Annotated in this window: 19 protein-coding genes; 8 read left to right on the top strand and 11 right to left on the bottom strand. The window is 66.7% G+C overall.

The genetic code is table 11. The features are described 5' to 3' along the window. Positions 1-141: 141 nt before the first annotated feature. Together trxB and ACXYMN_RS09785 are read left to right on the top strand one after the other, a co-directional pair. The gene (gene trxB / locus ACXYMN_RS09790; RefSeq protein WP_459013427.1) at positions 142-1,149 is read left to right on the top strand and encodes a thioredoxin-disulfide reductase; all 1,008 of its coding nucleotides are present in this window, start codon (positions 142-144) and stop codon (positions 1,147-1,149) included. Between the two features lie 171 nt (positions 1,150-1,320). After that, the gene (locus tag ACXYMN_RS09785) at positions 1,321-3,042 is read left to right on the top strand and encodes a bifunctional sulfate adenylyltransferase/adenylylsulfate kinase (protein WP_459013426.1); all 1,722 of its coding nucleotides are present in this window, start codon (positions 1,321-1,323) and stop codon (positions 3,040-3,042) included. A gap of 526 nt (positions 3,043-3,568) precedes the next feature. Here the strand turns inward: ACXYMN_RS09785 and ACXYMN_RS09780 are convergent. Both ACXYMN_RS09780 and ACXYMN_RS09775 read right to left on the bottom strand, forming a co-directional pair. Next, positions 3,569-3,796, bottom strand: coding sequence for a DUF1150 family protein (locus tag ACXYMN_RS09780; RefSeq protein ID WP_459013425.1), 228 nt, complete (start codon positions 3,794-3,796; stop codon positions 3,569-3,571). A 4-nt stretch (positions 3,797-3,800) separates the two neighbouring features. Then, positions 3,801-4,211, bottom strand: coding sequence for an Hsp20 family protein (locus ACXYMN_RS09775; RefSeq protein ID WP_459013424.1), 411 nt, complete (start codon positions 4,209-4,211; stop codon positions 3,801-3,803). Positions 4,212-4,386: 175 nt separating this feature from the next. Between ACXYMN_RS09775 and ACXYMN_RS09770 the strand changes: the two genes are divergently transcribed. From ACXYMN_RS09770 to ACXYMN_RS09760, 3 genes are all read left to right on the top strand, one after another. Next, positions 4,387-4,611 (top strand): YdcH family protein, encoded by a 225-nt coding sequence (locus tag ACXYMN_RS09770; RefSeq protein WP_459013423.1) that lies wholly within the window; start codon positions 4,387-4,389, stop codon positions 4,609-4,611. A gap of 49 nt (positions 4,612-4,660) precedes the next feature. Then, positions 4,661-5,155 carry a 5-(carboxyamino)imidazole ribonucleotide mutase gene (gene purE / locus ACXYMN_RS09765; RefSeq protein WP_459013422.1) on the top strand — a complete coding sequence of 165 codons (495 nt, stop codon included), beginning with the start codon at positions 4,661-4,663 and terminating at the stop codon, positions 5,153-5,155. 61 nt (positions 5,156-5,216) lie between these two features. Further along, positions 5,217-6,290: a 5-(carboxyamino)imidazole ribonucleotide synthase gene (locus tag ACXYMN_RS09760; RefSeq protein WP_459013421.1), complete on the top strand. Its 1,074-nt coding sequence runs from the start codon at positions 5,217-5,219 to the stop codon at positions 6,288-6,290. Here ACXYMN_RS09760 and ACXYMN_RS09755 read toward each other — a convergent pair. The 7 genes from ACXYMN_RS09755 to ACXYMN_RS09725 form a co-directional block, all read right to left on the bottom strand. Further along, complete coding sequence (locus tag ACXYMN_RS09755) at positions 6,277-7,422, bottom strand: alpha-D-ribose 1-methylphosphonate 5-triphosphate diphosphatase (protein ID WP_459013420.1); 1,146 nt, start codon at positions 7,420-7,422, stop codon at positions 6,277-6,279. The genes ACXYMN_RS09760 and ACXYMN_RS09755 overlap by 14 nt on opposite strands. Continuing rightward, positions 7,415-8,164, bottom strand: a complete 750-nt coding sequence (locus tag ACXYMN_RS09750; RefSeq protein ID WP_459013419.1) for an alpha/beta fold hydrolase — start codon at positions 8,162-8,164, stop codon at positions 7,415-7,417. Before ACXYMN_RS09750 ends, ACXYMN_RS09755 begins: the two co-directional genes overlap by 8 nt. 18 nt (positions 8,165-8,182) lie before the next feature. Next, positions 8,183-9,076, bottom strand: a complete 894-nt coding sequence (locus tag ACXYMN_RS09745; protein WP_459013417.1) for a DMT family transporter — start codon at positions 9,074-9,076, stop codon at positions 8,183-8,185. Further along, positions 9,067-9,549, bottom strand: a complete 483-nt coding sequence (locus ACXYMN_RS09740; RefSeq protein WP_459013416.1) for a GNAT family N-acetyltransferase — start codon at positions 9,547-9,549, stop codon at positions 9,067-9,069. Before ACXYMN_RS09740 ends, ACXYMN_RS09745 begins: the two co-directional genes overlap by 10 nt. A gap of 202 nt (positions 9,550-9,751) precedes the next feature. Continuing rightward, positions 9,752-11,395, bottom strand: coding sequence for a chaperonin GroEL (gene groL / locus ACXYMN_RS09735; protein WP_459013415.1), 1,644 nt, complete (start codon positions 11,393-11,395; stop codon positions 9,752-9,754). A gap of 52 nt (positions 11,396-11,447) precedes the next feature. Then, positions 11,448-11,735, bottom strand: coding sequence for a co-chaperone GroES (locus ACXYMN_RS09730; RefSeq protein ID WP_459013414.1), 288 nt, complete (start codon positions 11,733-11,735; stop codon positions 11,448-11,450). A 195-nt stretch (positions 11,736-11,930) separates the two neighbouring features. Further along, positions 11,931-12,605, bottom strand: coding sequence for a DUF2161 domain-containing phosphodiesterase (locus ACXYMN_RS09725; protein ID WP_459013413.1), 675 nt, complete (start codon positions 12,603-12,605; stop codon positions 11,931-11,933). An 80-nt stretch (positions 12,606-12,685) separates the two neighbouring features. On the opposite strand from ACXYMN_RS09725, the gene ACXYMN_RS09720 reads away from it, so the two are divergent. Continuing rightward, a complete protein-coding gene (locus ACXYMN_RS09720; protein ID WP_459013411.1) occupies positions 12,686-13,687 on the top strand; it encodes a TraB/GumN family protein in 1,002 nt (333 codons plus the stop codon). Here the strand turns inward: ACXYMN_RS09720 and ACXYMN_RS09715 are convergent. After that, positions 13,684-15,705, bottom strand: a complete 2,022-nt coding sequence (locus ACXYMN_RS09715) for a M3 family metallopeptidase (protein ID WP_459013410.1) — start codon at positions 15,703-15,705, stop codon at positions 13,684-13,686. The two genes, ACXYMN_RS09720 and ACXYMN_RS09715, sit on opposite strands and share 4 nt — an antisense overlap. A 325-nt stretch (positions 15,706-16,030) precedes the next feature. Next, positions 16,031-16,174, bottom strand: coding sequence for a hypothetical protein (locus tag ACXYMN_RS09710; RefSeq protein WP_459013409.1), 144 nt, complete (start codon positions 16,172-16,174; stop codon positions 16,031-16,033). A gap of 434 nt (positions 16,175-16,608) precedes the next feature. Here ACXYMN_RS09710 and ACXYMN_RS09705 point away from each other — a divergent pair, with 434 nt between their 5' ends. Beyond that, positions 16,609-16,731: a DUF2783 domain-containing protein gene (locus ACXYMN_RS09705; protein WP_459013407.1), complete on the top strand. Its 123-nt coding sequence runs from the start codon at positions 16,609-16,611 to the stop codon at positions 16,729-16,731. A gap of 228 nt (positions 16,732-16,959) precedes the next feature. Continuing rightward, positions 16,960-17,130: homogentisate 1,2-dioxygenase (locus ACXYMN_RS09700; RefSeq protein WP_459013805.1), on the top strand; the 171-nt coding region annotated here is incomplete at its 3' end.

Below are 17,130 nucleotides of genomic sequence, written 5' to 3'. Positions count from 1 at the left end.
GTTTGAGAAATTATCTTGCCTCACCCGACCTTGATCATCCCATTTGCACCTGGCCGTCCAAGCGGTTTGCGCTGGGCAGACGGGATGCGTATATCCCGTTTGAAACCACCACAAGACCCCAAGGCTCCGGAGGCTGCCCCCATGTCCGAGACCAAGCGCACCAAGGTTCTGATCATCGGCTCCGGCCCCGCGGGCTACACCGCGGGCGTCTATGCCAGCCGCGCCATGCTGGAGCCGGTCCTGGTCCAGGGCATCGAACCCGGCGGCCAGCTGACCACCACCACCGAGGTCGAGAACTGGCCGGGCGACACCGAGGTGCAGGGCCCCGACCTGATGGTCCGCATGGAGGCTCACGCCAAGGCGATGGGCACCGAGATCATCGGCGACATCATCACCCGCATCGATTTCGACCAGCGCCCCTTCGTGGCCCATGGCGACAGCGGCACGACCTACGTGGCCGATGCGCTGATCCTCGCGACCGGCGCGCGCGCCAAATGGCTGGGCCTGCCCACCGAAGAGAAGTTCAAGGGCTTCGGCGTTTCGGCCTGCGCCACCTGCGACGGCTTTTTCTATCGCGGGCAGGAAATCGTGGTGATCGGCGGCGGCAACACCGCCGTGGAAGAGGCGCTGTTCCTGACCAATTTCGCCTCCAAGGTCACCCTGATTCACCGCCGCGACGAATTGCGTGCCGAAAAGATCCTGCAGGACCGGCTGTTCAAGAACCCCAAGATCGAAACCCTGTGGCATCACCAGCTCGACGAGGTAGTGGGCACCGAGAACCCGCTCGGCGTCGAGGGCGTGCGTGTCCGCCACGTGGATACCGGTGCCATCACCGAGATCCCCGCCAAGGGTGTCTTCATCGCCATCGGCCACGCGCCGGCCAACGAACTCGTCAAGGACGTGCTCGAGACCCACATGGGCGGCTACGTGGTGACCAAGCCCGACAGCACCGAAACCTCGATCCCGGGCGTCTTTGCGGCGGGCGACCTAACCGACCACAAATATCGTCAGGCGGTGACCAGCGCCGGCATGGGCTGCATGGCCGCGCTCGAGGCCGAACGCTGGCTGGCCGAACAGGATCTCGATGACGGCAAGGACGAAACCCTGCCGCTGGGCTACGGCGCGCCCGTCGACAGTGCCGCCGGATAACTCGCGATCCGGTCCGCGGGCGGGCCCGGCCCCCGCGCGGCATTTTCGTCTCAATTCCCACAGATTGCCCGCGCAGGCTTGCCAAGCAAAGCCTCAAGGCGCTAAGGCGCGCGAGACGGGCCATTGTCGCGCTGTCATTGATTTTTGAGCCATTGCAAGAACGAGATCGCCATGTCCTCCAGTCTGTCCAACCTCGCCCCCCTTCCCGAACTCTACGTCTCGCACGAGAGCGCCCAGAAGCTGAAAGTCGAGGCCGGGGACCTGACCAGCTGGGACATGACACCGCGTCAGATCTGCGATCTTGAACTGTTGATGAACGGCGGCTTTTCCCCGCTCAAGGGCTTCCTCGGGCAGGATGACTACAACGGCGTCGTCAACGACATGCGTCTTGCCGATGGCAGCCTCTGGCCAATACCGATCACTCTTGATGTGTCCGAAGCCTTTGCCGACGGCGTCGAAGAGGGCCAGGACATCGCCCTGCGCGACCAGGAAGGCGTGATCCTCGCCACCATGTCCGTCACCGACAAGTGGGAACCGAACAAGTCGCTCGAGGCCGAGAAGGTGTTCGGTGCCGACGACACCGCCCACCCGGCGGTCAACTACCTGCACAACACCGCGGGCAAGGTCTATCTCGGCGGTCCGGTCACCGGCATCCAGCAGCCGACGCATTACGACTTCCGCGCCTCCCGCGACACCCCGAACGAGTTGCGCGCGCGCTTCCGCAAGCTGGGCTGGCGCAAGGTCGTGGCCTTCCAGACCCGCAACCCCCTGCACCGTGCCCACCAGGAGCTGACCTTCCGCGCCGCCCGTGAGGCGCAGGCCAACCTGCTCATCCACCCCGTCGTCGGCATGACCAAGCCCGGCGATGTCGACCATTTCACCCGCGTGCGCTGCTACGAAGCGGTGCTCGACAAGTACCCGGGTGCGACCACCACCATGAGCCTGCTGAACCTTGCCATGCGCATGGCAGGCCCGCGCGAGGCGGTCTGGCACGGCCTGATCCGCGCCAACCACGGCTGCACCCATTTCATCGTCGGTCGCGACCACGCGGGCCCCGGCAAGAACTCCGCCGGAGAGGATTTCTACGGGCCCTATGACGCCCAGGACCTGTTCCGCAAGCACCAGGCCGAGATCGGCATCGAGATGCTCGACTTCAAACACATGGTCTATGTCCAGGAACGCGCCCAGTACGAGGCCATCGACGAGATCGAGGACAAGGACAACGTCACCATCCTCAACATCTCGGGCACCGAACTGCGGCGCCGCCTGCGCGAAGGCCTCGAGATCCCCGACTGGTTCTCGTTCCCCGAGGTGGTCACGCAGCTGCGCCGCACCTCCCCGCCGCGCTCCGAACAGGGTTTCACCGTATTCTTCACCGGCTTCTCCGGCTCGGGCAAATCGACCATCGCCAACGCGCTCATGGTCAAGCTGATGGAAATGGGCGGCCGCCCGGTGACCCTTCTCGACGGCGACATCGTGCGCAAGAACCTGTCGTCGGAACTCGGCTTCTCGAAGGAACACCGCGACCTGAACATTCGCCGCATCGGCTACGTCGCCTCCGAGATCACCAAGAACGGCGGCATCGCCATCTGCGCGCCCATCGCGCCCTACGCCACCACCCGCCGCGCGGTGCGCGAGGACGTCGAAGCCTACGGCGCCTTCATCGAGGTCCATGTCGCGACCTCGATCGAGGAATGCGAACGCCGCGACCGCAAGGGCCTCTACAAGCTCGCGCGGGAAGGCAAGATCAAGGAGTTCACCGGCATCTCCGACCCCTACGACGTGCCCGAGACTCCCGAATTGCGGGTCGAGACCGAAGGCACCGACGTCGACAATTGCGCCCACCAGGTGCTGCTCAAGCTCGAATCGATGGGCCTGATCGCCGCCGACTGATCCCGTTACACATAGCGAAAAGGGCGCGCATCACGCTGGTCCGCGCCCTTTTTCGCGCCCGCCTTTTCACATTCGCCACCCGGACCCGACGCGCGTGCAAGGAACCGAGACCCGGCGCGTCCGATGAGCGCCCAGGGCGGCGCCCGCGCTGCAGTCTGGCTGAGCGGCGCCCGCGCCGCGGTCAGGCAGCCCGGCGCCCGCACCGCGCTCAGATGGGTCGCCCGCTCCCCCTTGCTCCGCGAAATCACGCCTGCCGCGCCTTGGCCCAGACCCGACGCCCTGCGTTGCGCCCGCGCCGCCGCTTGCCCGGGCCGAAACCCGGCAAACCCACGATTGGCCGTCAGGCAAAAGCAGCAGAATACGGCAATGACAAACTCGAACACGCGCTTTCCCTCCTCGCCCTTTGCATCTTGAGGAAAGCTCCTTTCGAGGACGTTAAGCCCCCCGAAAAAATGTCCCGGCACATGACCAGACCACAAAAGCCGCCCCTTGGGGCGGCTTTTTCACGTTCACCTGTCTCGGAAAATCAGTGCACCGTCACCGGCGACATGTCGTTCTGACGTGCCAGAATGAACGCCAGACTGCGGTCCTTCACCACCGCCAGCCGCTCTCCGTCCGCGGCATGCACCGCATAGAGCGTCTTGGCCGTACCGACCTGATCGCGCATATCCTCGGGAAGATCGGCCAGTTGCACGGGCCGGATATAGACCGTCCGCCCCTGTTCGAACTTCGAGAAATCAAAAACCGTATTCATAAGCTCAACCCCGCTTTATCTGTATGTTCTGAACCACCGTTTCAGGCCGCGCGACCGTCAGATCGACGTGCAACAACCCGTTCTCCAGCATCGCCTCGCCAACCTCGACGCCATCCGCCAGCACAAAACTGCGCTGGAACTGGCGCGCCGCAATGCCGCGATGCAGATAGGCCCTACCGGCGTCCTCTTCGGACTGGCGACCGCGCACGACCAGCTGCCGGTCCTCGACCGTGATCGACAGATCGGCCTCCGAAAACCCGGCCACCGCCAGCGTGATGCGATAGGCATCCTCGGCAGTGCGCTCGATGTTGTAGGGCGGATAGCCTTCGGCGGACTTCGCCGTCCGCTCGAGAAGGCGCTCAAGCTGTTCAAAACCCAGCATATGGGGGTTGGACCCCAAGGTCATCTTCGTCATCGACGCATCCTTTTCGAAAGCGAACGTCATGCCAGGCCCCGTTCTGGCGGCCTGTGCTATGAAATATGGGCGCGCAGGCCCCGCCATGCAAGATCCGCGGCGCTTTGGGGCTATGCTAAGCACGGCATTTTGGCTATTTTTAGGCTTCGGCGCTGCCATCACACGGGAATCCGCAATGAACGCCTTCACCGACATCGCGATGAAATCCGACGACGTCCTGCGGGTCGAGATCGCGGTGCTGAAAAACGAACATCGCGATCTCGACCACGCCATCACCGCCCTGCAGGAACGCGGCACCGCCGACGCCCTGACGATCCAGCGGCTGAAAAAGCGCAAATTGCAGCTGAAAGACATGATCGCCTATATCGAAGACCGGCTTTTCCCCGACATCATTGCCTAACCGCGCCCGGCAGGCTAACCCGACGCGCAAACGACAAAAGGGACAGCCGATGACCGAGACTGCCGTAGAGGTCGGCATCATCATGGGCAGCCAGTCGGACTGGCCAACCATGCGCGAAGCCGCCGACATCCTCGATGCGCTCGAGATCCCCTACGAGACCCGCATCGTCTCGGCCCACCGCACCCCCGACCGGCTCTGGGACTATGGCCGCGCCGCCGCCGGGCGTGGCCTCAAGGCAATCATCGCAGGCGCGGGCGGCGCCGCCCACCTGCCCGGCATGATGGCCTCCAAGACCCGCGTGCCGGTGATCGGCGTGCCGGTCCAGACCCGTGCGCTCTCGGGCGTCGACAGCCTCTATTCCATCGTCCAGATGCCGCGCGGCTTCCCGGTCGCCACCATGGCCATCGGGTCTGCCGGTGCCGCCAATGCAGGCCTCATGGCCGCCGCCATCCTCGCAAATGGCGACCCGGCGCTGGCCGCCCGGCTCGACAGATGGCGCGCCGATCTGGCAGCCTCCATCCCCGAGGCACCGGTGCGCGACTAAGGCCGCCTTTCCATTTTCCAAATACGCAACCCTGCCCCTGCCCCCCATCCCGAGGCCTCACATGAGCGATACGCCCCTGCCCATCGGCGCAACCATCGGCATTCTCGGCGGCGGCCAGCTCGGTCGCATGCTCTCGGTGGCCGCCGCCCGCCTCGGGTTCCACACCCATATCTACGAACCGGGTGCCGCACCGCCCGCGGCGCATGTCGCCCACCGCGTCACCACCGCCCCCTACGACGACGCCGACGCCCTGCGCGCCTTCGCGGCGGATGTCGACATCGTCACCTTCGAGTTCGAGAATATCCCCGCCGACGCGCTCGATGCGCTGGCCGCCCGGTGCCCGATCCGCCCCGGCATCGACGCGCTGCGCACCAGCCAGGACCGCCTGACCGAAAAGGATTTCCTTTCGGGTCTCGGCCTGTCGGTCGCGCCCTATGCCGACATCCCCGATGCGGCGGCGCTCTCCGCCGCGCTGGCCACCATCGGCACGCCCGCGATCCTCAAGACCCGGCGCTTCGGCTATGACGGCAAGGGCCAGGCGCGCATCGCCACGCCCGAGGACGCCGCGGCCGCGCTTGCGGACATGGCCGGGGCCCCCGCGATCCTCGAAGGTTTCGTCGACTTCAGCCACGAGGTCTCGGTCATCGCGGCGCGCGGCATCTCGGGCGAGGTCGCCTGCTTCGACCCCGGCGAGAATCTGCACAAGGACGGCATCCTGCGCAGCACCACGGTGCCCGCCCGCCTGACCGCCGCCCAGCGGCAGGACGCGGTGCTGCTCGCGGGGCGCATCCTGACCGCGCTCGACTATGTCGGCGTCATGGGGGTCGAGCTCTTCGTGACGCCGCAGGGCCTCATCGTGAACGAAATCGCCCCTCGGGTGCACAACTCCGGCCACTGGACCCAGAATGCCTGCACCACGGACCAGTTCGAACAGCATATCCGCGCGGTGGCGGGCTGGCCCCTGGGCGATGGCAGCCGCTTTGCGGACGTGGTGATGGGAAACCTGATCGGTTCCGATATGGACCAGGTGCCGACGCTGCTGCGCGACCGCGACGTGGCGCTGCACCTCTATGGCAAGGCCGAGGTCAAGCCGGGCCGCAAGATGGGCCACGTCAACCACATCATCCGGGGGTGACAAACCGCCGGGCGACCGCGCCGGTCAGATAGGCCACGCGGCCCGCCGCGATGGTCGCCCCGACATGGTCATGCGCATCGAGGACGATGAGATCGGCGCGCGCGCCCTCTGCAATCGTGCCGCGATCGGCCAGACCCAGCAGCCGCGCCGGACCCGACGACACCAGCGCCCAGGCCGCGCGCCAGTCACACAGGCCCTCTTCGACCAGCGTCAGTGCCGCCGCCAGCGGTGCCGGGTAGTGGTAATCCGATGCCAGCGCGTCGCACAGCCCGGCGGCAACCAGATCGCGGGCCGAGGCATTGCCCTTGTGGCTGGCCCCGCGCGCCACGTTCGGCGCGCCCAGAATCACCCCCTCGCCTTCCGCATGGGCCGCGCGCGCCGCCGCCTCGGTCTCGGGAAATTCCGACAGGCGCACGCCCCGCCGCCGCCACGCCGCGCGGGTTTCGGCATTGGCATCGTCATGCGAGCCCATGCGCACGCCGCGCCCGCGCAGCCTTGCCGTCAGCCCGTCCAGCGCCTCCGGCACCGCGTCGCCCGCCGCGTGCAGCGCCTGCAACAGGGCCAGATGCGCCTCGGGGTTGCGCCCGGATTTCAGCGCCTGACCGGTCAGCCGCGCGGGCCTGCGCCCCGCCGCCAGCCGGTCATGCGGCAGGTGATCGTTGAACACCACGTAGTCGATGCCGTAGCGCGCAATCGCGGCCTCGGCCCTTGCATAGCTCTCAAGGTAGTGCGTCTCGAGCCGCAACTGCAGGCGCAGGTCGATCTCGAGCCGGTCGCGCATCCCGGCGACGCTGGCAAAGACCGCTTCGGCGAAGTCCGGGCCGCGCAGGCCCCCTTCCCAGGACCAGAACTGCGCCAGCACGCCGGTGGTGATGCCGTTCGCCGCCAGTTCCGCCGCGGCGGCCACCACCCCGCGCCCCGCCGCGCGCAAGGCGCCGCGACGCGGGGCCATGTGCCGCTCGAACCCGTCGCCATGCGGATCGACGATGCCCGGCAACACCCGAAAGCCCGACAGGTCTACCGCCCGCGCATCGGCATCCGCCGCGAAGATGCCCCCGGCCCAGGCCACGTCGCCTGTCCGCCAGCCCTCGGGCCCCAGCACCCGCGCCCCGGTCAGCCGCAGATCAGTCATCGCAGAACCCGATCAGGCAGGGCAATTCGTCCAGCGGCAGAATGCTGCCCCATTGCCCGATCCGGCCGAACGCGCCGTCGCGCAGGAACAGGATGACCTGCGCCATCACCTCGGGGCTCTGCATGATGAAGGTGTGGGTGACCGGCAGAATCAGATGCTCTTTCATGCCCGCCACCCGGGTCGAGGCGATCGACACCTTGCCATCGTCCGTGCCCGGGATCAGCGCCGAATAGACCGGGTTGAGCGAGCGTGACCCGGCAATCACCCCCAGTTCGAAATCGACCGGCGGCAGCCGCGCGGGCAGATCCTCGGCGCCGGTGCCAAGTTCGGCCCCGGCCGGCCCGTTGAGCCACTCGAACAGCTCCAGCCCGCCCAACTCGTCCACCAGTTCGCTGCCGTGGTTCGGCGGTGCCAGCATCACCACCCGACCCAGCCTTGCCGGTCGGTGATCGGCCAGCCAGACCCGTGCCAGAATGCCACCCATGGAATGGGTGACGATATGCACGGTCTGGTCGCCGCAATCGGCAAAGGCCTTGGGCAGCGTTTCCTGAACCAGCGTCTCGATGCGTTTTTCGGTCGACGGATAGCCCGGCACCACGGTCTTGTAGCCCTCAAGCTCCAGGATTTCGGCCATCGGCAGAAACGACGCCTCGCTGCGCGCCAGCCCGTGCAGCAGAACGACGCAATCGGCCCGCACCGGGGCCGCGAGCAGCAGAAACAGGGCAAGGAAACACCAGCGCATGGGCCTGCACATAAGCGCTCAGCGCGGCTTCTTAAACGGCAAAACCGACACCGCAACGCCGCCCAGCACCATAACGCTCGCGATCGCGAAGCCCAGCGTCAGCGTCTCGCCCAGAAACACCATGCCGCCACCCAGCGCGATGATCGGAACGGTCAGTTGCGCCACCGCGGCAACGCTCGCGGGCAGGGTCGGCAGCACGCTGTACCAAAGCGCGTAGCCCAGCCCCGAAGTCACCGCCCCGGACAGCACCGCCAGCGCCACACCGGCCATGGGCAGCGCGCCGCCCGCCTGCCCCGCCAGCGCCAGAACACCGCCGAGGATCAGCCCGACCGGGGCCGCGATCACGAAATTCGCCGCCGTGCCCAGCAGCGGGTCGCCCGCGCCGCGTCCGGCCAGCGAATAGATCCCCCATCCCAGCCCCGCCGCCGCCATCATCAGCCCATGCGCGAGGCTGACACCGCCCCCCGAACCGGCCGCAACGTCGGCAACTTCGACACCGGGGGCACCGGGGGCCAGCAGCCAGCCCAGCCCGGCAAAGGCCAGCGCCGCCCCCGCCCAGCGCCGCGCCGGCGGTCGTTCGCCCTGCACCAGCGCGCCGCCAAACATCGTGATCTGCACGCAGCCGAACAGGATCAGCGCCCCGAGCCCCGCATCAAGCGCCCGGTAAGCCGCTGAAAACCCGTAGATATATACCAGAAGAGACACCACCCCCGCGACCCGCCCGGGGCCGCCCGGCGACACCCCTCGGCGCAGCATCAGGCACAGCACCGCCAGCATGACCGCGCCCGCGAAAAGCCGGATGGTGCCGAACCAGACCGCATCCATCCCGACCTCGACCAGCGCCATGCGGTTGAGCACCGAATTGGCCGCGAAGGCGACCATGGTCAGCGCGGTCAGCAGGATCAGGCGCACGGCCCGGCCCCGAAGGCCGCGGGATAGCCCAGCGCCGTGCCGTCGGGCGCGCGGGCCGGTCCGGCGACCAGCGTGTGATCGATGGGATAGGGCGACCGCAGCCCCTCGGCCATGCGGAACCCGCAGCGGCGGTAGAACACCGGATCGCCCAGCACCACGAGCGTCTGGCCCGACGCCTCGGCCCAGCCCACCACGAAGCGCACCATGCGCCGCCCGATCCCCAGGCGCTGATGCTCGGGCGCCACCGCGACCGGGGCAAGGCACAGCCACCCCTCGGGCGCGGTCATCGCCGACAGCGCGAGGTAGCCCGCCACATTGCCGCCGATGGTGACGACCTGCTCACCGGCGATCGCGCGGGTCTTGCGCAGCGCCGCCACGAGGTCGGCCTCGTCCGGCCCGTCAAAGGCCGCGCGCAGCAGGGCGTCGACCTGCGCTTCCTCGCCCGCCCGCATCGCGCGCATGAAATCCGCCATGACCCGTTCCTTTCGCCGTTGCGCCGCGAAAAGACCCGGTGGCGCAGGGTCCGTCAATGGCAGGCTGCGCATTCCGGCGCGAAATCCGCCCGGAACCCGGCGCGCGATCCACCCGGCCTCCGTCCCCCGGCCCATCCCCCCAACAGCAAAGGGGCCCGCGCTTGGCGGGCCCCCTCGTTCGTGTCGACCGTTGGTCGGCAGATTACATCATGCCGCCCATGCCGCCCATGTCGGGCATGCCGCCGCCACCATGGCCACCATCTTTCTGCGGCTTGTCGGCCACCATGGCTTCCGTGGTGATCAGCAGACCGGCGATGGAGGCTGCATCCTCGAGCGCGGTGCGCACGACCTTCGCGGGGTCGATGACGCCGAACTTGAACATGTCGCCATATTCGTCGGTCTGGGCGTTGTAGCCGAACTTCGGGTCCGACGATTCGCGGATCTTGCCGGCAACGACGGATCCGTCGACGCCCGCGTTCTCGGCGATCTGGCGCAGCGGTGCTTCCAGGGCGCGGCGCACGATGGTGATGCCCGCGTTCTGGTCGGAGTTGGCCCCGGTCAGACCCTCAAGCGACTTGGCACCCTGCACAAGGCTGACACCGCCGCCGACGACGATACCTTCCTGAACAGCCGCGCGGGTCGCGTTGAGCGCGTCGTCGACGCGGTCCTTGCGCTCTTTCACTTCGATCTCGGTCATGCCGCCAACGCGGATGACCGCGACACCACCGGCAAGCTTGGCCACACGTTCCTGCAGCTTCTCGCGGTCGTAATCCGACGTGGTCTCTTCGATCTGGGTGCGGATCTGGCCGACGCGCGCCTCGATCTCGGCCTTTTCGCCGTTGCCGTCGATGATGGTGGTCTCATCCTTGGTGATGTCGACCTTCTTGGCCGACCCCAGCATGTCCATCGTGACATTCTCGAGCTTCATGCCCAGGTCTTCCGAGATCACCTGACCGCCGGTCAGGATCGCGATGTCCTGCAGCATGGCCTTGCGGCGATCGCCGAAGCCCGGTGCCTTGACGGCCGCGATCTTCAGACCGCCGCGCAGCTTGTTGACCACCAGGGTCGCCAGCGCTTCGCCTTCGACGTCCTCGGCGATGATCAGAAGCGGCTTCTGGCTCTGGATTACCTGCTCGAGCAGCGGCACCAGCGGCTGCAGCGAAGAAAGCTTCTTCTCGTGCAGAAGGATCATGCAATCCTCAAGCTCGGCAATCATCTTCTCAGAGTTGGTCACGAAGTAGGGCGACAGGTAACCGCGATCGAACTGCATGCCTTCGACCACCTCGACCTCGGTGTCCATGCCCTTGTTCTCTTCGACGGTGATCACACCTTCGTTGCCGACGCGCTGCATCGCATCGGCGATCTGGCGGCCGATGGTCTCTTCGCCGTTGGCAGAGATGGTGCCGACCTGTGCAACCTCGTCAGAGTTCTCGACGGTGCGGGCGGCGGACCGGATATGCTCGACGACTTTCGAGGTGGCCAGATCGATGCCGCGCTTGAGGTCCATCGGGTTCATGCCCGCGGACACGGCCTTGACGCCTTCCTTGACGATGGCCTGGGCCAGAACCGTCGCGGTGGTGGTGCCGTCGCCGGCCTCGTCATTGGTGCGCGATGCCACTTCCTTGACCATCTGCGCGCCCATGTTCTCGAACTTGTCCTCAAGCTCGATCTCTTTGGCCACAGACACACCGTCCTTGGTGATGCGCGGGGCACCGAACGACTTGTCGAGGATCACGTTGCGGCCCTTGGGGCCGAGGGTCACCTTGACCGCATCGGCCAGGGTGTTGACACCCTTCAGCATGCGGTTGCGGGCGTCGGTATCGAATTTCACATCCTTGGCAGACATAAGCTTCACTCCTAAGAATTCGTTTCGGAAAGTCGTCTCTGGGTCGGTGCGCTTACGCGATGACGCCCAGGATGTCGCTTTCCTTCATGATCAGCAGCTCTTCGCCGTCGATCGTCACTTCGGTGCCGGACCACTTGCCGAAAAGGACCTTGTCGCCCTCTTTCACGGCCATCGCGATCAGCTCTCCGCTGTCCTTGCGCGCACCTTCGCCGCAGGCCACGATCATGCCCTCGGCGGGCTTTTCTTTCGCGGTTTCGGGGATGATAAGACCACCCTTGGTCTTGTCGTCGCTCTCGACGCGACGAACCAGCACGCGGTCATGAAGCGGTTTAAATGCCATCTTCGAGTCTCCTTGGCCCAAAGTTTGTTCCAGATCGTGTCCCCCCGGGGGCAGACACATCAGCACTCACCGTAGCTGAGTGCTAACGACGCGGAGATAAGGAGCGGGCCGGGGCGTGTCAACACGCACATGTCAAAAATCCAAACGGCTTTGTGACTGCAGACCCCGTGCCCGGCGTGCCCGGCGCCCGCCGCGTCATTCGTCGCGGTCGCTGCCGCCCCAATGGGCCAGCCCCTTGCGCCCTTCCGGGCCCAGCGCATAGACGCCCTTTTCGACCTTCACGAACCAGCCGTAATGGTTCTCCCGCATGATCCGCGTGGCCGTCGGCACCCCCGTCGCCCGCGCCACCAACGCGCCCTTCTCGGCACCGCTCTCGGCCAGATAGGCCGCACAGGCCAGCGCATCCTGCCGATACCCCGTCACCAGCCCGTGCCGCGTCGCACCGCCGTCGTTGGGATCGCCGCGAAGACGCGCGAACGCGCGGAGAAGCTGCGTCTCCGCCCGCTTGTTCCGCCGCGGCGCATAGGGCCCCGGATCGCACAGCACCTCGACCGCCCCGTCCCGCGCGCGCACGGTGATGAATCCCAGCCCGAGCCTGCGGCACAGCGCCAGGTTGTCCTTCAGCGCCCGCCTGGCCCTCGGCCCCGTGGGCCGCGCCACGGCGATATAGACGTGCTCGCTGACGCTCAGACGCGCCACCGCCTGATGGAACAACCCCAGCGTCACCGACAGCTTCAACTCGACGATGACCGGCGGCGCGCCGTCGCGCAGCCCGACGACATCGGCGGCCCCGACCTCGCCCTTGACCACATAGCCCTGCCCCTCGAGCAGCCGTTTGACCGGCGCGTAAAGATCACGTTCCCGCTGCATCACCGACCCAGCCTCGCGCCTCGCCTTGCCCCGCGCAAGCCCCGCGCCTAGCTTCATGTCATCACATCCGGAGACGTTGCATGCGGACCCTTCTTGCCGGCCTGATCTGGCTTACCTCGGCCGCCCTGGCGCTGGCCCCTTCCCTGGCGCTGGCCGAATGCGCGGGCACCGATCTGCGCCCGGGCCTGTCCGACGCCACCCGCGCCGAGATCGCCGCGACCGTGGCCACCATGCCCTATGCCGAGGGCAATCACTGGATTGCCCGCCGCGACGACCAGACCGTCCACCTCATCGGCACCATGCATGTGGACGATCCGCGCTTCGATCCGATCGCCCTTCGCCTGCGCCCGGTCATCGCCGGGGCGCGGCTGCTGTTTCTCGAGGCGACCAAGGTCGAACAGCAGGCCCTGACCGCCAGCCTCGCCGCCGACCCGTCGCTTCTGGTGCTGCAGGACACCACCCTGCCCGAACTGCTCGGCGATGACGACTGGGCCGCCCTGTCCGAAGCCGCCGCCGCGCGCGGCATTCCCGGTTTCATGGCGGCCAAGATGAAACCCTGGTACCTGTCGCTGGTGCTGGCCCTGCCGCCCTGCATGGCCACCGATCTGGCCGCGGCCAACGGGCTCGACACCCGGCTCGAGGCGCTGGCCGACGCGCTTGGCACGCCCACCAGGGCGCTGGAAGACCCGCGCACCGTCTTTGCGGCCTTCGAAAAGGCCCCGCTGGCGGAACAGGCCGCGATGATCCTGCCCTCGGTGATGCCGCCCGACGTCGCCGAGGACATGTTCGCCACCATGCGCGCCGCCTATTTCGAGGAAAAGCCCGCCGAAAGCTGGGCGCTCTCGACGGTCCTCGCCGCCCGGTTGTCGCCCGCCGAACCCGACCTGGTGACCGCCGCCATGGCGCAGACCGAATCCGCGCTGCTGCACGACCGCAACCGTGCCTGGATGTCGCTGATCCTCGCCGAACTCGGCCCCGCGCCGATCGTCGTCGCCGCCGGAGCCGCGCATCTGTCGGGCAAGGTGGGCCTCCTGGCGCTTCTCGAACAGCAGGGCTTCACCCTGACCCGGGCGGCGTTCTAGGCCGCCAGCCCGCGCCCCTTCAACAGCGCCGCGACCCCGGGCATCTTGCCCCGGAAGCCCACATACAGATCCTCGGCCTCGGCCGATCCGCCACTGGACAGGATGAACCGCTCGAGCTTTTCGGCCATCACCGGGTCGAACGCGCCGCCCGCCTCCTCGAAGGCCTCGAACGCATCGGCATCCATCACTTCGGACCACATGTAGCTGTAATAGCCCGCGGAATAGCCGTCGCCGGAAAACACATGCGCGAAGTGCGGCGTCGCGTGGCGCATCGCGATGGCATCGGGCATGCCCAGATCCTGCAGGATCTGCGCCTGTCGCGCCATCGGATCGTCCGGCACCGCGCCGTCGTGAAACTCCAGATCGACCAGCGCCGACGCGATGTATTCGACGGTCTGGAAGCCCGCGTCATGGGTCGCCGCCTCCAGCACCTTGTCGAGCATGGCCTGCGGCATCGCCGCACCGGTCTCGGCATGGGTGGCAAACTCGCGCAGCACCTCGGGCACTTCCAGCCAATGTTCGTAAAGCTGGCTCGGCAGCTCCACGAAATCCCGCGCCACCGACGTGCCCGCCATCGACCCGAAGGTCACGTCCGACAGCATCTGGTGCAGCGCGTGGCCGAATTCGTGAAACAGCGTCCGCGCGTCGTCATAGGACAACAGCGCGGGCGCACCCTTCGACGGCTTGGCGAAGTTGCAGACATTGACCACGATGGGCGTCTTCACCTCGGGCTCTTTCGCCTGCATCCGCATCGCCGAACACCACGCCCCGGACCGCTTCGAGGCGCGGGCGAAATAATCGCCGATGAAGACCGCGCAATGCCGCCCGTTCCGCGTCACCTCCCAGGCCCGGCAATCGGGATGGTACAGGTCCACCTCCAGCGGCGTGAACTCCAGCCCGAACAGCCGGTTGGCACAGGCGAAGGCCGCCTCGATCATCCGGTCGAGCTGCAGGTACGGCTTCAGGGCCGTCTCGTCGAGATCATGCTCCTCGCGTCGGCGCGCCTCGGAATAGTAGCGCCAGTCCCAGGGCTGCAGCGGTCCGTTCACCCCGTCCGCGCGCATCCGTTCGGCCAGGGCTTCGGCATCCTCCAGGGCCCGGGCGCGGGCCGGGGTCCAGACCGCCATCAGCAGTTCGCGCACCTTGTCGGGCGCGCCCGCCATCTCGGTCTCGAGCTTGTACTCCGCGAACGTGTCATGGCCCAGCAATCGCGCCCGTTCGTGGCGCAGGCCCAGCACCTCGGCGGCGATGCCGCGATTGTCGGTCTCGCCGCCATTGGCCCCGCGCGCCGTCCAGGCCCGCCATGCCCGCTCGCGCAGGTCGCGCCGCGGCGAAAACTGCAAAAACGGCACGATCAGCGACCGCGACAGCGTGATCACCGGCCCGTCCGCGCCGCGCTCTTCCCCCGCCGCCCGGGCCGAGGCCTTGACGAATTCCGGCACCCCCTCCAGGTCGTCCTCGGACAGCGCCATTTGCCAGTCCGCCTCATCCGCCAGCAGGTTCTGCGAAAACGCCGTGCCCAGCACCGACAACCGGCTCTTGATGGCCTTCATGCGGTCCGCCTGCGCCCCGGTCAGCGCCGCCCCCGCCCGCACAAAGCCGCGCCGCGTCAGCATCAGAAGCCGCGCCTGATCGGGGCGCAGCCCCAGCGTCTCGCGCCCGCCCCACAGCGCCTCGATCCGCGCGAACAGCGCCGCATTGGCGTAGATGGCGGCAAAATGCCCGGCCAGCCGGGGCGAAAACGCCCGCTGCAATTCCTGCCGCTTGGGGTTGGTATCCGCACCCGCCACCGAAAAGAACGTCGACAACACCCGGTCGAGCGTCCTGCCCGCCCCCTCCAGCGCCAGCACCGTGTTCTCGAAGCTGGCAGGCTCGGGATTGTCGGCGATCGCCGCGATCTCGGCATCGTTCTCGGCCAGTGCGGCCTCCAGCGCGGGCTCGAAATCGGCGTCGTCGATATCGGCAAAGGGCGGCAGGCCGAACGGGGTGGACCAATCGGCCAGAAGCGGGTTGTTCATGGGGCAAACTCCTTTGTCCCGTTACCTAAGCCCGCTTGCCCGCCCCGGCAATGACCGAAGCACCCCAACCGGAAGCACGGGGCCGAAGCACGGGGCCGACGCGCGACACACGCTCCCGACCGCCGTCACGAGCGGACCAGAAATACTCCGGGGGTGAATTCGGGCCCGCAGGCCCGAAGAGGGGGCAGCGCCCCGTTCCCGGCCGTTAATTGTCGTTTTCTTCCAGCCGGTTATATCTGACCATAGCTTGCCATACGCAAAAGGCCACGCTCCGTGCGTGGCCTTTCTCGATTACTTGTTGGTCGGGACTGTCTGGGTAGCCGGGCTACGCGTCGCCGCCGATGCCGGTAGCGGCGCGTAGCGCTACCAAATCGGTCTCGATGTTGACAGACAGCCCGCTTTCTTCCTGGGGGGCGGGTGTCAACGTGATGCGTCGGATCAGCGCCGACAGGTGCTCGTTGGCTTGCACGACGGTTTCGGGGCTCCCGAGGAGAGCCGCCATTCGCTGCGGTGGCGAGGGCGTGTCTGTCCGACAGCGGGAGCCGACATTCGCCTGACGGTCGTTTCGCGACGCCAAGTTGCGGGCACCGGAGTGGCGATGATCCTGCCCGAACACGGGCTTGGCGAATGGGACCGCGAAGGTGCCGCTCTGCACAACGCCGATGGTTTGGAGGCCTTTCTGGCAGAGCTCGAGGCGACTTGCCCGACACCGTGAATGCCCACCGAATTTCCTGCCATATCAACGACGCAGCGTTCGCGGAAAAGGCGCTGGAGATTTTCGACGGCTGGTGCGCGGACGGGACGGTCAGGCGATAATTGCAGGCTCCTTATTTTGCGCATCAAAATGTAGGGATAATCTGATGGCTGCCACCGGGTGCGAGACCCGCACATTCATCGATCAAGGTGACACGCCAACCCTGCGCGGTGCGGCTGTCGACGATAATAATCACGTCAGTTATCCTTGTCCTGGCCAATCACGTGGGCGACAGGACTCTGTTGCGGTCAGCCTTAGCTGAAGCCAGATAGCGGTCTCAAACGGTTAAACTTCGTAAAATCGGTTGACTGAGGCGACCCCGTTACCGAAGTCCTGACCCTGGTCCAACACCCTTAGAGAGTCATGTCTTCACCCTGGTCGCGCGCACTGAACGTTCCACTTGGTGAAACGCGTTCTCGACCCCTCCATCAGAAAAACTTAGGTTTTCGGCGATATCGCGGTTGATGAACCGACCATCGTCAGTGGGCAGGAGGTGTTAGATGAGCATTGAAGACAAAAGACCGGTGATGAAGGCCGATGGTACGACGACCACCCCCGGTTACATGCCGGGCTTCGGCAATGATTTCGAGACCGAGGCATTGCCCGGCGCGCTGCCGCAGGGCATGAACTCGCCGCAGAAGGTCAATTACGGCCTTTACGGCGAGCAGCTT

This window comes from Roseivivax sp. CAU 1753 (assembly GCF_054482575.1).
This window is presented reverse-complemented; position numbering and strand designations above follow the sequence as displayed.

Coding starts and splice junctions, on each gene's coding strand:
- trxB (WP_459013427.1), top strand. CDS start 142: ATGTCCGAGACCAAGCGCACCAAGGTTCTGATCATCGGCTCCGGCCCC.
- ACXYMN_RS09785 (WP_459013426.1), top strand. CDS start 1,321: ATGTCCTCCAGTCTGTCCAACCTCGCCCCCCTTCCCGAACTCTACGTC.
- ACXYMN_RS09780 (WP_459013425.1), bottom strand. CDS start 3,796: ATGAATACGGTTTTTGATTTCTCGAAGTTCGAACAGGGGCGGACGGTC.
- ACXYMN_RS09775 (WP_459013424.1), bottom strand. CDS start 4,211: ATGACGAAGATGACCTTGGGGTCCAACCCCCATATGCTGGGTTTTGAA.
- ACXYMN_RS09770 (WP_459013423.1), top strand. CDS start 4,387: ATGAACGCCTTCACCGACATCGCGATGAAATCCGACGACGTCCTGCGG.
- purE (WP_459013422.1), top strand. CDS start 4,661: ATGACCGAGACTGCCGTAGAGGTCGGCATCATCATGGGCAGCCAGTCG.
- ACXYMN_RS09760 (WP_459013421.1), top strand. CDS start 5,217: ATGAGCGATACGCCCCTGCCCATCGGCGCAACCATCGGCATTCTCGGC.
- ACXYMN_RS09755 (WP_459013420.1), bottom strand. CDS start 7,422: ATGACTGATCTGCGGCTGACCGGGGCGCGGGTGCTGGGGCCCGAGGGC.
- ACXYMN_RS09750 (WP_459013419.1), bottom strand. CDS start 8,164: ATGCGCTGGTGTTTCCTTGCCCTGTTTCTGCTGCTCGCGGCCCCGGTG.
- ACXYMN_RS09740 (WP_459013416.1), bottom strand. CDS start 9,549: ATGGCGGATTTCATGCGCGCGATGCGGGCGGGCGAGGAAGCGCAGGTC.
- groL (WP_459013415.1), bottom strand. CDS start 11,395: ATGTCTGCCAAGGATGTGAAATTCGATACCGACGCCCGCAACCGCATG.
- ACXYMN_RS09730 (WP_459013414.1), bottom strand. CDS start 11,735: ATGGCATTTAAACCGCTTCATGACCGCGTGCTGGTTCGTCGCGTCGAG.
- ACXYMN_RS09725 (WP_459013413.1), bottom strand. CDS start 12,605: ATGCAGCGGGAACGTGATCTTTACGCGCCGGTCAAACGGCTGCTCGAG.
- ACXYMN_RS09720 (WP_459013411.1), top strand. CDS start 12,686: ATGCGGACCCTTCTTGCCGGCCTGATCTGGCTTACCTCGGCCGCCCTG.
- ACXYMN_RS09715 (WP_459013410.1), bottom strand. CDS start 15,705: ATGAACAACCCGCTTCTGGCCGATTGGTCCACCCCGTTCGGCCTGCCG.